Consider the following 13,036-nt stretch of genomic DNA (forward strand, 5'->3'; position numbering starts at 1 on the left):
ACCGGCACGGACCCTGGCGGTGAGCGCCTGGTAGACGGGCAGCGGGGTCGAACCCGTGGCCACCCCCAGCAGCGCCTCCGGCTTGCGCCTGAGCAGCTGCGCCATGGCCTCGGCGATCAGCTCGCCACCCGCCGCGGCGTCCGGAACGATGACAACTTCCACGCTGGGCCTGCCGTTCTCAAGAGGGCTGGAGGATCTGGAAGGTCTATGTGGTTTAGACCAATCTGATGAGGTCAATCTAACAGAACCGACCCCTGTCCCCGCAGGTCGGACGCAGAGAAAGCAGAGAAAAACGGGGACAACTGCGAGGTTACGTGAATGCGTCAGATGGGGTGAATTGCAAGAAACTCTCCCGCCCCCTCGCGGCCCCCTCGCCGGGTCGCGGAAGATTGCCCCGGACATCCGGCCCCACGGCCGCCTCCGGCGGGCTACGCTGCGGTCGGATCAACTGTGAACAGTCTCCAACGCATAGACACACACCGTGGTCTAGTCCACAATTGCGTACGAGTGCTGAATGAGTACGGCACCAGTCGTACCGCACAGTCACACTCTTCCGCTTTCCCCGCACAGGAAGGCGGACCGAGGAACCGGAGCTCTCTGCCCTGACTGCCCCGGCTCCTCACCTTCGGCCGACCGGGACCGCACACCCCACGGCCGTTGCTGCTCCGGGCTGCGGTGCCGGGAGGGTTGAGGGTCCCTCTCAGGCGCCGCGGCCCGCGGGTGTTTCCGGGCCCGCCGTCCTTCCCTGGACCCCTTCCCGGCCGCTGTTTTTCGGCCATCCACATACCGCCAGGTACGCTCACAGATGTGCCCTCCATGAACGAACTGGTCCGCCAGCACACCGCCCTCGACGACTCCGACCTGGAGTGGCTCCATCTGCTGGTCTCGGAGTGGCAGCTGCTCTCCGACCTCTCCTTCGCCGACCTGGTCCTGTGGGTCCCCACCCGGGACGGCACCCGGTACGTCTCGGTGGCGCAGATGCGCCCCAACACCGGCCCCACCTCCTACCAGGACGACATGGTCGGCCACCTGGTGCCGCGCGGCCGCCGGCCCATGCTGGACATCGCCCTGGACGAGGGCCGCATCGTCCGCGAGGGCGACCCGGAGTGGCGCGAAGAGGTCCCCGTACGGGTCGAGTCCATCCCGGTGCGGCGCGAGGGCCGGGTCCTCGGAGTCATCGCCCGCAACACCAACCTGCTGACCGTGCGCACCCCGAGCCGCCTTGAGCTCACCTACCTGCAGAGCGCCTCCGACCTCGCGCAGATGATCGCTGCCGGATCGTTTCCCTTCCCGAACCAGCAGGTCGACATGGACGCCTCGCCGCGGGTCGGCGACGGCCTGATCCGGGTGGACGGCGACGGCATCGTCCAGTACGCCTCCCCGAACGCCCTCTCCGCCTACCACCGCCTCGGCCTCGCCACCGACCTCCTCGGCCACCACCTCGGCCAGACCACCGCCGAACTCGCCCCGACCAAGGGGCCGGTGGACGAGGCGCTCGCCAAACTCGCCAGCGGCTGGGCGCCGCGCGAGTTCGAGATCGAGTCGGACGACGGCGTCATCCAGTTCCGGGCCATCCCGCTCAAGCCCAAGGGAACCCGCATCGGTTCTCTGGTGCTGCTCCGGGACGTCACCGAACTGCGGCGCCGCGAGCGTGAGTTGATCACCAAGGACGCGACCATCCGGGAGATCCACCATCGGGTGAAGAACAATCTCCAGACGGTCGCCGCGCTGCTGCGTCTCCAGGCCCGGCGCATCGAGTCCGAGCGCGGCCGGGAGGCCCTGGAGGAGGCGGTACGGCGGGTCGGCTCCATCGCCATCGTGCATGAGACGCTCTCCCAGAACCTGGACGAGCGCGTGGAGTTCGACGAGATCGCGGACCGGGTGCTCGCCATGGTCGCCGAGATCTCGCCCGGCAAGGTCACCGGCCGGCGCACCGGCCGCTTCGGAATACTGGACGCCGAGGTCGCCACCCCGCTGTCCATGGTTCTCACCGAGATCCTGCAGAACGCCCTCGAACACGGCTTCCGCGAGGGCGACACCGGCACCGTCGAGGTCACGGCGGTCCGCGGCGGCACCACCAAGGAGGCCCGGCTGCTCGTCACCGTCCAGGACGACGGTGTCGGCCTGCCCGAGGGCTTCGATCCGCAGCGCTCCGGCAACCTCGGCCTGCAGATCGTACGGACCCTGGTGGAGGGCGAGTTGGGCGGCACGTTCGACATGGTGCCGGCGCCCGAGCGGGGGACCCGGGTGATCCTCGACGTGCCGGTGCGGCCGCAGAAGTGACACGCGTCGGGGCGCTGGAGACAGCAAAGAGCCCCGGACCTGGTGGGTCCGGGGCTGCTCGCTCGTTGCTGCTGTTTCTAAGCGCATCGGGGGTACTGCGCGCTGCGGCTCGGGGGCGGGAGATGCGTACTCGCTGTACGCGCCGCCAAGCTCAGGCTGTCACCAGGGGTGGGACTGTCAGGCGGTGGCCTGACGGGCCCGGTTGCGGGCGGCACGGCGCTTCATAGCGCGACGCTCGTCCTCGCTGAGACCACCCCAGACGCCGGAGTCCTGACCGGACTCAAGCGCCCACTGCAGACACTGATCCATAACGGGGCAGCGACGGCAGACGGCCTTGGCTTCCTCGATCTGCAGCAGCGCAGGACCGGTGTTGCCGATGGGGAAGAAGAGCTCGGGGTCTTCCTCGCGGCAAACGGCGTTGTGACGCCAGTCCATGGCTGCTACCTCTCCTTGGTATTACATGCACGTTGCTTGTGAATGTGAACGCTTTCACGAATCCCTCAACAAGTGAAGGGCCGACCGCCAGGTTCCCTGGCAGGGGTCCTGTGAGTTGAAGGGGGATTCCGGTGATCAGTGGAGGCCGGTCTTGCGGGCCGTCCCGATCGCCACGTAGAGCCTCGCAAACCTCAGCGACGGATACAACCCCTTCCGGAAAGTTTTTTTTGATTCCTCGGTGTCGACTGGGTCACAGCCGTACTTCCATGGGGTGGATCCTGGCCTAAACGTTCGAGTGAAAGGACTTTAGGCCGTTCCGCTCACACAATCACACGCAGTGCACTGCGTACGCCTGTGAACGTCACGCTCGTACGCAGTCCTAGGTGGTCGCCGTCCATCTGGAGAGGGAGGGGGACCTTCGAATGCAAGGTGAACTGGTCCAGGTCGTGCAGTGCCACCGCATGCTTGCCATGGGGTCCGCGCTCGGGGGACGAAGTGAGCAACTGCGTGCCATACCGGGCAACCGCGGCGGTCGACAGGCGGCTGAGACCGAGCACATCGATGCCTTTATCGAACGAGGCCTTAGGCGACGTGTACATCGGGCGATTGCCGAGATACGTCCACGGTGAGGTGTTCGAGACTATCGCCACGACGAGATCGCCGATCGGGTCGGCACCGGGCCGCTCAAGCGTGATCGGGCCGTGCCGGCGGTGCTGTTCGCCGAGGAACTGCCGGACCACCTGGCGAACATACAGCGCATGTGTGGATTTCTTACCGCGCTCGCGCTGCTGCTCGACCCGGCCCACCACGCCGGCGTCGAAGCCGAGCCCCGCGTTGAAGGTGAACCAGCGGGCCGGGACCGCCTCGTCCTCGGTGCCGGGCGTCCCGGCGGTCAGACCGAGGCCGACGAGGCGCTCGCGTTTCTCGCGCAGTGCGTCCAGCAGTTCACCGGTGGCCTCGACCGGGTCGTTGGGCAGGCCGAGGGCGCGGGCGAAGACGTTGGTGGAACCGCCGGGGACCACGGCGAGGCCGGGCAGCCGGTCCGGGTCGGGGCCGTTGTGGAGGAGGCCGTTGACCACCTCGTTGACCGTGCCGTCGCCGCCGAGCGCCACGACCAGGTCGATGTCGTCGCTCTCCGCCGCGTGCCGCGCCAGGTCGCGGGCGTGGCCGCGGTACTCGGTGGTGACCGCCTCCAGTTTCACTTCGCTCGCGAGCGCGTGGATGAGGACGTCGCGCCTACGTGCGCTTGTGGTGGTTGCCGCCGGGTTGACCACGAGAAGTGCACGCATGGATTGCAGCGTACCTACTGGAAAGTACCGGGCCCAGACCGAGTTAGGGATCCGGTAAGAGACGGGGGCGTGAGCCTGAACACTTACGGGTGCCGGCCGAGGGCTACCCTGCTGGGGTGAGCGATGCGTCTACGGCTGTGAAGGCCGACGGAACCGAAGGCCCCCGTCCGCGGCGGCTGACGTACGCCGCTGCGCTGGCCGGGCTGGAAGGGCTCGCGCTGGTGGCCGGCGGGGTGTGGATGCTCGTGCTCGGGCTGACCGGGGACCCGGACGACCGGGGGCAGGCGGTCACGGGGGGTGTCACCGTGATCGTGCTGGCGCTGCTGCCGCTGCTGGCCGCGCGAGGGCTGCTGCTGCGGAGGAGCTGGAGCCGGGGGCCGGCGGTGATCACGCAGATCATGGCGTTGCCGGTGGCGTACAACCTGCTGAAGGCAGACAGCGTGGCGATTCCGGTGGGGATCGTGCTGGCGGTGGTCGCCGTGGCTTCGCTGGTGCTGCTGGTGAACTCCGCCACCACCCAGGCCCTTGGGATCAAGGGGCCCGGGCGGAGTAGCTGACCTGCGGGTGGGCGGCCGCCGAGGGCGGCGGGATCTACTCCTCCACCAGCAGCTTCTCCCGGAGCTGAGCCAGGGTTCGGGCCAGCAGCCTGGAGACGTGCATCTGACTGATGCCGACTTCCTGGGCGATCTGGGACTGCGTCATGTTGCCGAAGAAGCGGAGGAGAAGGATCCGCTTCTCTCGGGGCGGGAGGTCTTCGAGGAGGGGCTTGAGGGACTCGCGGTATTCCACGCCCTCCAGGGCCTCGTCCTCCGCGCCGAGGGTGTCGGCGACCGCCGGGGACTCGTCGTCGGTGTCGGGGACGTCCAGGGACAGCGTGGAGTACGCGTTGGCCGACTCCAGGCCCTCCAGGACCTCCTCCTCCGAGATGGCGAGCTTCTCGGCCAGCTCGTGGACCGTGGGGGAGCGGCCGTGCTGCTGGGAGAGCTCCGCGGTGGCGGTGGTGAGCGCGAGGCGCAGCTCCTGCAGACGGCGCGGGACCCGGACCGCCCAGCCCTTGTCGCGGAAGTGCCGCTTGATCTCGCCGACCACGGTCGGGGTGGCGTACGTGGAGAACTCCACGCCCCGGTCGGGGTCGAACCGGTCGACCGACTTGATCAGGCCGATGGTGGCGACCTGGGTGAGGTCGTCCAGCGGTTCGCCGCGGTTGCGGAACCGGCGTGCGAGGTGCTCCACGAGCGGCAGATGCATCCGGACCAGCCGGTTGCGCAGCTCCGCGTACTCGGCGCTGCCCTCCTTCAGCCCGCGCAGCTCGATGAACAGGGCGCGTGCGCCGCTGCGGTCCTGAGGGTCGTGCCGGGTCGCCTGCACCACCTCCGCGGCCAGCGCCTCGTCCTCGGCGTATCGCTCGTGCTCGCTCATCGTCCCGCCCGTCGCCCTTCCGCGAGCCTTCGCCCCGGCTCGGTGCGGGGCCGTGACCCCGTTCCGCCCTTCCGGGGGCGCGCTCTGCGCGGCACCCTCCAGACCGGCCGGCGCGGAGGGGTCCTCCGGGTGCGGCCTGGCCTGTTCCGGGATGCCGTCGATGCCGTCAGCCATGCGGCAGGGGCCGGCCCCGGGGCCTTCGCCCCCGGCCGACAGCTCCCGTGTGCCGCGCTCTTCGTCCCGCACCGGCCCGTCCCCGTTCCTCACGCCGGCCCGGGTCCCGCGCCGCGCTGTTTGTAGAGGCTGATCGACACGGTCTTGTCCTCGTCGACGGCCGACGAGACCTTGCCGGCCAGGGCCGAGAGCACGGTCCAGGCGAAAGTGTCGCGCGACGGGGCGTGCCCGTCCGTGGTCGGGGCGGAGACCGTGACCTCCAATGAGTCGTCGACGAGGCGGAAGACACAGCTGAGCACCGAGCCGGGAACGGCCTGCTGGAGCAGGATCGCGCAGGCCTCGTCGACCGCGATGCGCAGATCCTCGATCTCGTCCAGGGTGAAGTCCAAGCGGGCGGCGAGACCGGCCGTGGCCGTGCGCAGCACCGACAGGTAGGCACCCGCAGCCGGCAGCCGGACTTCCACGAAGTCCTGGGTCGCGGGCTCGCCTGCGATCTGGGACACCCTCACCTCCATGGTGGTACAAGCTTCTCGGGGCCGAGGGTCGCCCCCCGGGGGTAACGCACAACGTGGTTCAGCGGTGACGCTACCGCGCTCCGAACTTTTCTGTCCCCGGGACCCCAACCCCCTGGCGTCACTCACAGTAAACCTGTGGATACGCTCCGTGTCTAGAGGTCTGCCTTGCCCAATTGGGAAGAGCGCGCGCCGGGTTGACGTACCCCGGCGTCGAACCGTCGAACCGTCGGTGCCGTCGTCTTCAGCAGCCGTAGTGCAGTGTCACACGAGGACGTGGTCGACGAAGCACCAGCGCCAGTCCTCGCCGGGTTCGAACGTCCGCATCACCGGGTGACCAGACGTCTCATGGTGGCCTGTCGCATGTCTTCCCGGGGACGAATCGCAGCAGGCGACGTGGCCACAGGTCAGACAGAGCCGCAGCTGTACCGGGTGCCAGCCCTTGGCGAGACATTCCGGGCAGGTCTCGTTCAATGGCTCGGGTTCCGGGAGCGGCAGCGCGTCGCGGTGCGTGCACTGTTTCATGATTGCCAGATTACGACGGGTGTGCGGGTGGCCGCGCGAAAAAAGAGGGCGGGCGAGGACCATGGACGTGATGCCACTGCTGTTGCTGGTGGCGGGGAGCGCCGCGATCGCCGGTGCGGCCCGGCGCACTCCGGTGCCGGCGCCCCTGCTGCTGGTCGCGGTCGGCCTGGTGGTGTCCTACGTGCCCGGCATCCCGGACTACACCCTCGACCCCGAGGTGGTCCTGCCGCTGCTGCTGCCCCCGCTCCTCTACACCTCGGCGTCCGACAGCTCCTACCTGGACCTGCGGGCCCAGCTGCGGCCGGTCGCGCTGCTCTCGGTCGGCTACGTGCTCTTCGCGACCTTCGTGGTCGGCTGGGCGGTCTACCTGCTGGTCCCGGGCATGCCGCTGACGGCCGCCGTCGTGCTGGGCGCGGTGGTGGCCCCGCCGGACGCGGTGGCGGCGACGGCGGTCGCGCGCCGGGTCGGGCTGCCGTCCCGGATCACGACGATCCTCCAGGGCGAGTCGCTGCTGAACGACGCCACCGCGATCACCGCCTACAAGGTCGCCCTCGCGGCGGCCGTCGGCGAGGGCGCCACCTGGGCCGGCGGCATCGAGGAGTTCCTGCTCGCGGCGGTGGGCGGGGTGGGCGTCGGCCTGATCCTGATGGCGCCGCTGCACTGGCTGCGCACCCACCTGAAGGAACCGCTGCTCCAGAACACCCTGTCCCTGCTGATCCCCTTCGTCGCCTACGGCGTCGCCGAGCAGTTCCACGCCTCCGGCGTCCTCGCCGTCGTGGTCGTCGCCCTCTACCTCGGCCACCGCGCGTGGGAGGTCGACTTCGCCACCCGGCTCCAGGAGGAAGCGGTGTGGAAGATGGTCGCCTTCGTCCTGGAGTCGGCGGTCTTCGCCCTGATCGGCCTGCAACTGCCGATCGTCCTCAGGGGGCTCGGCCAGTACGAGGGCGTGGCGGCCGCCTGGTACGCCGTCGCCGTCTTCCTGGTGGTCGTCGCGGCCCGCTTCGCCTGGGTCTACCCGGCGGCCTTCCTGCCCCGGATACTCTCCGCGCGGATCCGCGGACGCGAGGCGAACCCCACGTGGAGAGGCGCGATGGTGACCTCCTGGGCCGGGATGCGCGGGGTGGTCTCCCTGGCCATCGCCTTCTCGATCCCGGTCACCGTGCACGGCGCCCCCTTCCCGCACCGCAACCTGATCCTGTTCCTGACCTTCACCACCGTCATCGGCACACTGGTCGTGCAGGGTCTGACCCTGCCCCCGCTGATCCGCCGGCTGAGATTCCCCGGCCGCGACCCGCAGGCGGAGACCCTCGCCGAGGCGAACGCGCAGGCCCAGGCCTCGCGCGCGGCCGAGGCCCGCCTCGACGAGCTCCTCTCGGACGACCGCAACGAACTCCCGCCCCCGCTCGCCGACCGCCTCCGCACGGTCCTGGAGCGCCGCCGCAACGCCGTCTGGGAACGCCTCGGCCAGACCAACCCGATCACCGGCGAGTCCGTCGACGACACCTACCGCCGCCTCTCCCGCGAGATGATCAGCGCCGAACGCACGGTCTTCGTCCGGCTCCGCGACCACCGCTACATCGACGACGAGATGCTGCGGACCCTGCTGCGCCGGCTGGACCTGGAAGAGGCGGCCGCGTACCGGGAGGCCGGGTGAGCCGGCGCACGGCCGGTGCGGCTGTCCCGCGGCCGCCCGCAGCACCCCTGAAGCGTCGGCTGCGCCGCGGGGCCGACCAGCCCGGGATCCGGGCCTGATCCGCGCGGGACTCCCGCACGCCGATCAGGCCGTCAGTACCGCCGCCACGGTCACGTCCCGGCCCAGGCCGCCCTCCCGTGCCAGCTCGACGAGTCCGTACAGCAACTTGGCGACATACAGCCGCTCCACCCGCACCCCGTGCCGTTCCCCGAAGTCCTCGGCGAAGGCGTCGAGTTCCGGTGTCGTACGCCCGTACCCGCCGAAATGGAACCGCTCGTCGAGCGACCACCGCCCGCGCCGCCCCCCGAACGCCTCCTCCTGCAACCGCAGGATCTCCCCCGCCAGGAACCCGCCCCTCAGCACCGGCACCCCCAACGCCCGCTGCTCCGCGCCCAGTCCGGCCGCCAGGCCGGCCAGTGTGCCCCCGGTCCCGCAGGCGATCGCCACCACGTCGGCCCGCCCGCGCAGCTCCGCACCGAGGGCCCGGCAGCCGCGCACCGCGGCCGCGTTGGTGCCGCCCTCCGGCACCACGTACGCGCCCTCGGCCCCCGCCGCCCGCAGCAGCCCGGTCAGCACATCAGGCTCGGCCTTGCGCCGATATGTCGACCTGTCGATGAAGTGCAGCCGCATCCCGTCGGCCGCGCACCGTGTGAGCGAGGGATTCAGGGGCCGGCCGCCCAGTTCCTCGCCCCGCACCACCCCGATCGTCGGGAAGCCGAGGAGACGGCCCGCGGCGGCCGTGGCGCGCAGGTGGTTGGAGTACGCGCCGCCGAAGGTGAGGACCGGACGGCCGGCCGCCGCCTCGATGTTCGGGACCAGCTTGCGCCACTTGTTGCCGATCAGCTCCGGGTGGATCAGGTCGTCCCGCTTGAGGAGGAGACGGACGCCGTGGCGGGCGAAACGGTCGTCGGTCACCTCCTGCAGCGGCGAGGGGAGCCGGGGGGTGAGTATGTCGGCGCTGGTCACGTCGTCATTGTCGCCCGGGGCGGCCGCGGGCTCACTTCAGCCGGTCCCTGACGCGTTCGCGCAGCCAGGCCATCGAGAAGCCGCGCGGGTCCACCTTTCCCGGCTGCCATTCCAGGTGCCCGATCACCGACCGCTCCGACCAGCCGTGCTGCCGGCACACCGCCGCGGCCACCTTCTCGATCGCCTCCAGCTGGGCGTCGGGCCAGGGGTCCTGGCCGTCGCCCAGGTTCTCGCACTCGAAGCCGTAGAAGTGCCGGTTGCCGTCGGTGTTCGCCTCGTTGTCCGGGGGCAGGGCCTTCTCGGCGATCACCGCGCGCAGCACGTCGTCGTCGCCCGGGCCCGCGTGGTTGGCGCGGCCGTAGCCGACGAGGTGGACCGTGCCGTCCTTGGTGACGACGCCGTGGCACAGCGGTCCGGGCAGGTCCGGATGGCCGTCGCGGCAGATCCGGACCGTGGCTTCGGCGCCGTGGGTCGCCGTGTGGTGGATCACCACGCCGTGGACGGGCCCCCAGGGCCCCTTGTGGTTCCGGTTGTGCTCTCGCCAGTCGCCGACCTCGACGACCGTGGCGCCCTCGGCCCGCAACGCGTCGAGGAAAGCACCCGCGGACATGGGTGGGGCCATGGCCGCCTCCTTCGCATCCGAACTGCCTGAACTGTCTCAGTGCCTGGATCTTCCAGATCTTCTGGATTTTCTACAGAAGTCGCGTGTATCGGGCCATACCGCTTCGAACCCGTTCGGATCCCGTGCGAGTCGATCCGGACAGGCCGGTGATCCGGACGGGCCGGTGTGTCGCAGGATGATGGATGAGGTGATTTGTCGGCATGCCCAGCGGTGCGATGATCTATTCCCGCTCTTTCGGGTAATGGTCTGGACACTCTCCGTGATGACAAAGTGGTCCGCGAGACCGATGCGCGGGCAGTTCGGCGTCCGCGCAGGTATGGGAGGGCATTTCCTTATGTCGGTAGGCGAAGAGGTCCGCACGGATCAGGGCAAGCCGCAGCAGTCTCTGGACACGGCGGCAGCGCGGAACCTGGCCACCACGACCAAGTCCGCGCCACAGATGCAGGAGATCAGCTCCCGCTGGCTGCTGCGGACACTGCCCTGGGTCGACGTCCAGGGCGGCACGTACCGGGTGAACCGGCGGCTCACCTACACGGTCGGCGACGGCCGTATCACCTTCCTGAAGACCGGCGACCGCGTCGAGGTCATCCCCGCGGAGCTGGGCGAACTGCCCATCCTGCGGTCCTACGAGGACGAGGAGGTGCTGGCCGAGCTGGCCCAGCGCTGCCGGCAGCGCGACTTCGCCCCGGGCGACGTCATCGCCCGGTTCGGCAACGGCGCGGACGAGGTCCACCTGCTGGCCCACGGCCGCGTCGAGAAGGTCGGCACCGGTCCCTACGGCGACGACGCGGTGCTCGGCGTCCTCGCCGACGGCGCCTACTTCGGCGAGCAGGGCCTGATCGACCCCGACGCCATCTGGGAGTACACCGCCCGCGCCGACACGGCCTGCACCGTGCTGACCCTGTCCCGGCGGGACTTCGAGCAGGTCGCCGAGCGCGCCGACTCACTGCGCGAGCACCTTCGGCAGCTGCGCGCGATCCCCGAGCAGCGCACCAACAAGTACGGCGAGAAGGAGGTCGCCCTCGCGGCCGGCCACAGCGGCGAGCCCGACATCCCGCACACCTTCGTCGACTACGAGGCCCGCCCGCGCGAGTACGAGCTGAGCATCGCCCAGACCGTGCTGCGCATCCACACCCGCGTGGCCGACCTCTACAACCAGCCGATGAACCAGACCGAGCACCAGTTGCGGCTCACCGTCGAGGCGTTGAAGGAGCGCCAGGAGCACGAGCTCATCAACAACCGGGAGTTCGGCCTGCTCAGCAACTGCCAGTACGACCAGCGGCTGCAGCCGCACGACGGCGTGCCCGGCCCGGACGACATGGACGAGCTGCTCAGCCGCCGGCGCGGCACCAGGCTCTTCCTCGCCCACCCGCGCGCGATCGCCGCCTTCGGGCGTGAGCTCAACAAGCGCGGACTGGTCCCGGAGACCGTCGAGATCGGCGGCAACCGCATCCCGACCTGGCGCGGAGTCCCGATCTACCCCTGCAACAAGATCCCGGTCACCGAGGCCCGGACCACCTCGATCATCGCGATGCGTACCGGTGAGGACGACCAGGGCGTCATCGGACTGCGGCAGTCCGGAATCCCCGACGAGATCGAACCGAGCCTCTCGGTCCGCTTCATGGGAATCAACGAACAGGCCATCATCAGTTACCTGGTCACGGCCTACTACTCGGCCGCCGTTCTGGTCCCGGACGCTCTCGGAGTGCTGGAGAACGTCGAGATCGGCCGATGGAGGTGACGTTTCCGCACTTGGCGGCCGTGTCCCCGGCCTCCGAGGCGGGTACACCCTCGGGGTACGTGCCGAGCCGTGGCGGGGACGCCACCGTACGCGCACTCCGCGAGGGGGAGGCCATGGCTGAGTTCGTGACGGAGCGGGAACAGCGCGCCACGCAGCTGCCGCCGGGGAGGTCGGAGCCGCTCGACGGGTCCGAGGCGGCGGTGATACTGGAGCGGGTCCGGGCGTCCGTCGACCCCGAACTGCGCACCGCCGTGGCGTCGTTGCCCGGATCGATGCGGCGGATAGCGCGCTACCACTTCGGCTGGGAGCACGCGGACGGCACCCCGGCGGACGGCAACGCCGGCAAGGCCATCAGGCCGGCGCTGGTCCTCGCCGCCGCCGACGCGCTCGGCGGTCCGGCCGCCCGCGCGGCCGCCGTACGGGCCGCGGCCGCCGTGGAACTGGTGCACAACTTCACGCTGCTGCACGACGACGTCATGGACCGGGACACCTCCCGCAGACACCGGCCCACCGCATGGACCGTGTTCGGCGACGCCGACGCGATCCTCGCCGGGGACGCCCTCCAGGCGCTGGCCCTCCGGCTGCTCGCCGAGGACCCGCACCCGGCGTCCGCGGCGGCCGCCGCCCGGCTCGCGGACTGCGTCCTCGAACTGTGCGCGGGACAACACGCGGACACGGCCCTGGAGGACCGGGCGCCCGACGAGGTCGCCCTCGACGAGGTGCTCGCCATGGCCGAGGCCAAGACCGGGGCGCTGCTGGGCTGTGCCTGCGCCCTGGGCGCGCTGTACGCGGGGGCGGGAGCGGCGGAGGTGGCGGCGCTCGACGGCTTCGGCCGCCAGGCGGGGCTGGCCTTCCAGCTGATCGACGACGTCATCGGGATATGGGGCGATCCCCGGCGCACCGGCAAGCCGGCCGGCGCGGACCTGGCGGCCCGCAAGAAGTCGCTGCCGGTCGTCGCGGCCCTCACCTCCGGTACCCCGGCCGCCGCCGACCTCGCCGAGCTGTACGCCAAGCCGCATGTGCGGGCCGACGCCGACGAGATCGCGCGGACCGCACTGGCCGTGGAGCGGGCGGGCGGCCGGGACTGGGCGCAGGCCGAGGCGGCCGACCGGATGGCACGGGCGATGCAGGAGCTCGCCCGCGCCGTGCCCGACCCGGAGGCGGCCGGCGGCCTTCTCGCGCTCGCCGAGTTCGTGACCCGGCGCAGCAGGTGAAGACCCCGGAGCCCCCGGGATCGTGCGGCTCCTGACCCCGCACGGTGCACCGGGGGCTCCGGTCCGACGGGTCCCGCGCATCCCCACGGTGCGCGGGGCCCGCCGATTCCCGCCGGGGCGGCCTCCTGGCGGGTGGCCGGCGGCGGGCGCGGCTGCCGGACCC

Annotated in this window: 12 protein-coding genes and 1 pseudogene; 5 read left to right on the plus strand and 8 right to left on the minus strand. The window is 70.6% G+C overall.

Going from position 1 to position 13,036, the window contains the following annotated elements; all coding sequences use genetic code 11:
• A pseudogene (locus tag AB0P24_RS32235) lies at positions 1 to 162 on the minus strand (glucosamine-6-phosphate deaminase); the annotation flags it as partial.
• Positions 163 to 816: 654 nt separating this feature from the next.
• On the opposite strand from AB0P24_RS32235, the gene AB0P24_RS32240 reads away from it, so the two are divergent.
• Positions 817 to 2,283 carry a PAS domain-containing sensor histidine kinase gene (locus AB0P24_RS32240; protein ID WP_365800341.1) on the plus strand — a complete coding sequence of 489 codons (1,467 nt, stop codon included), beginning with the start codon at positions 817 to 819 and terminating at the stop codon, positions 2,281 to 2,283.
• 177 nt (positions 2,284 to 2,460) lie between these two features.
• On the opposite strand, the gene AB0P24_RS32245 is transcribed toward AB0P24_RS32240, so the two are convergent.
• Both AB0P24_RS32245 and AB0P24_RS32250 read right to left on the minus strand, forming a co-directional pair.
• Complete coding sequence (locus AB0P24_RS32245; protein WP_010353616.1) at positions 2,461 to 2,718, minus strand: WhiB family transcriptional regulator; 258 nt, start codon at positions 2,716 to 2,718, stop codon at positions 2,461 to 2,463.
• 320 nt (positions 2,719 to 3,038) lie between these two features.
• Positions 3,039 to 4,007 carry a diacylglycerol kinase family protein gene (locus AB0P24_RS32250; RefSeq protein WP_365800210.1) on the minus strand — a complete coding sequence of 323 codons (969 nt, stop codon included), beginning with the start codon at positions 4,005 to 4,007 and terminating at the stop codon, positions 3,039 to 3,041.
• A gap of 116 nt (positions 4,008 to 4,123) precedes the next feature.
• On the opposite strand from AB0P24_RS32250, the gene AB0P24_RS32255 reads away from it, so the two are divergent.
• Positions 4,124 to 4,564, plus strand: coding sequence for a hypothetical protein (locus AB0P24_RS32255; RefSeq protein ID WP_365800212.1), 441 nt, complete (start codon positions 4,124 to 4,126; stop codon positions 4,562 to 4,564).
• Positions 4,565 to 4,598: 34 nt separating this feature from the next.
• On the opposite strand, the gene AB0P24_RS32260 is transcribed toward AB0P24_RS32255, so the two are convergent.
• The 3 genes from AB0P24_RS32260 to AB0P24_RS32270 form a co-directional block, all read right to left on the minus strand.
• Positions 4,599 to 5,693, minus strand: a complete 1,095-nt coding sequence (locus AB0P24_RS32260; RefSeq protein ID WP_365800214.1) for an RNA polymerase sigma factor SigF — start codon at positions 5,691 to 5,693, stop codon at positions 4,599 to 4,601.
• The gene (locus tag AB0P24_RS32265; protein WP_004925829.1) at positions 5,690 to 6,103 is read right to left on the minus strand and encodes an anti-sigma regulatory factor; all 414 of its coding nucleotides are present in this window, start codon (positions 6,101 to 6,103) and stop codon (positions 5,690 to 5,692) included. The genes AB0P24_RS32260 and AB0P24_RS32265 overlap by 4 nt, the downstream gene beginning before the upstream one ends.
• Before the next feature lie 273 nt (positions 6,104 to 6,376).
• On the minus strand, positions 6,377 to 6,637 hold the full coding sequence (locus AB0P24_RS32270) for a UBP-type zinc finger domain-containing protein (protein ID WP_181805639.1): 261 nt from the start codon (positions 6,635 to 6,637) through the stop codon (positions 6,377 to 6,379).
• Positions 6,638 to 6,698: 61 nt separating this feature from the next.
• On the opposite strand from AB0P24_RS32270, the gene AB0P24_RS32275 reads away from it, so the two are divergent.
• Positions 6,699 to 8,291 carry a Na+/H+ antiporter gene (locus AB0P24_RS32275; protein ID WP_365800216.1) on the plus strand — a complete coding sequence of 531 codons (1,593 nt, stop codon included), beginning with the start codon at positions 6,699 to 6,701 and terminating at the stop codon, positions 8,289 to 8,291.
• 123 nt (positions 8,292 to 8,414) lie between these two features.
• Here AB0P24_RS32275 and AB0P24_RS32280 read toward each other — a convergent pair whose 3' ends face one another.
• Both AB0P24_RS32280 and AB0P24_RS32285 read right to left on the minus strand, forming a co-directional pair.
• Positions 8,415 to 9,296 (minus strand): pyridoxal-phosphate dependent enzyme, encoded by an 882-nt coding sequence (locus tag AB0P24_RS32280; RefSeq protein WP_365800218.1) that lies wholly within the window; start codon positions 9,294 to 9,296, stop codon positions 8,415 to 8,417.
• Between the two features lie 31 nt (positions 9,297 to 9,327).
• Positions 9,328 to 9,918 (minus strand): peptidoglycan recognition family protein, encoded by a 591-nt coding sequence (locus AB0P24_RS32285; RefSeq protein WP_365800220.1) that lies wholly within the window; start codon positions 9,916 to 9,918, stop codon positions 9,328 to 9,330.
• A gap of 334 nt (positions 9,919 to 10,252) precedes the next feature.
• Between AB0P24_RS32285 and AB0P24_RS32290 the strand changes: the two genes are divergently transcribed.
• Together AB0P24_RS32290 and AB0P24_RS32295 are read left to right on the plus strand one after the other, a co-directional pair.
• Complete coding sequence (locus tag AB0P24_RS32290; protein ID WP_365800222.1) at positions 10,253 to 11,659, plus strand: family 2B encapsulin nanocompartment shell protein; 1,407 nt, start codon at positions 10,253 to 10,255, stop codon at positions 11,657 to 11,659.
• 113 nt (positions 11,660 to 11,772) lie between these two features.
• Positions 11,773 to 12,873: a family 2 encapsulin nanocompartment cargo protein polyprenyl transferase gene (locus AB0P24_RS32295; protein ID WP_365800224.1), complete on the plus strand. Its 1,101-nt coding sequence runs from the start codon at positions 11,773 to 11,775 to the stop codon at positions 12,871 to 12,873.
• Positions 12,874 to 13,036: the final 163 nt, after the last annotated feature.

It is taken from the genome of Streptomyces sp. NPDC086519 (genome assembly GCF_040686075.1).
In the GTDB taxonomy this organism is placed as follows: Bacteria; Actinomycetota; Actinomycetes; order Streptomycetales; family Streptomycetaceae; genus Streptomyces; species Streptomyces shenzhenensis.

Excerpts from the sequence above, each read along its gene's own strand:
- AB0P24_RS32240 (WP_365800341.1), top strand. The coding sequence starts at position 817 with ATGAACGAACTGGTCCGCCAGCACACCGCCCTCGACGACTCCGACCTG.
- AB0P24_RS32245 (WP_010353616.1), bottom strand. The coding sequence starts at position 2,718 with ATGGACTGGCGTCACAACGCCGTTTGCCGCGAGGAAGACCCCGAGCTC.
- AB0P24_RS32250 (WP_365800210.1), bottom strand. The coding sequence starts at position 4,007 with ATGCGTGCACTTCTCGTGGTCAACCCGGCGGCAACCACCACAAGCGCA.
- AB0P24_RS32270 (WP_181805639.1), bottom strand. The coding sequence starts at position 6,637 with ATGAAACAGTGCACGCACCGCGACGCGCTGCCGCTCCCGGAACCCGAG.
- AB0P24_RS32275 (WP_365800216.1), top strand. The coding sequence starts at position 6,699 with ATGGACGTGATGCCACTGCTGTTGCTGGTGGCGGGGAGCGCCGCGATC.
- AB0P24_RS32285 (WP_365800220.1), bottom strand. The coding sequence starts at position 9,918 with ATGGCCCCACCCATGTCCGCGGGTGCTTTCCTCGACGCGTTGCGGGCC.
- AB0P24_RS32290 (WP_365800222.1), top strand. The coding sequence starts at position 10,253 with ATGTCGGTAGGCGAAGAGGTCCGCACGGATCAGGGCAAGCCGCAGCAG.
- AB0P24_RS32295 (WP_365800224.1), top strand. The coding sequence starts at position 11,773 with ATGGCTGAGTTCGTGACGGAGCGGGAACAGCGCGCCACGCAGCTGCCG.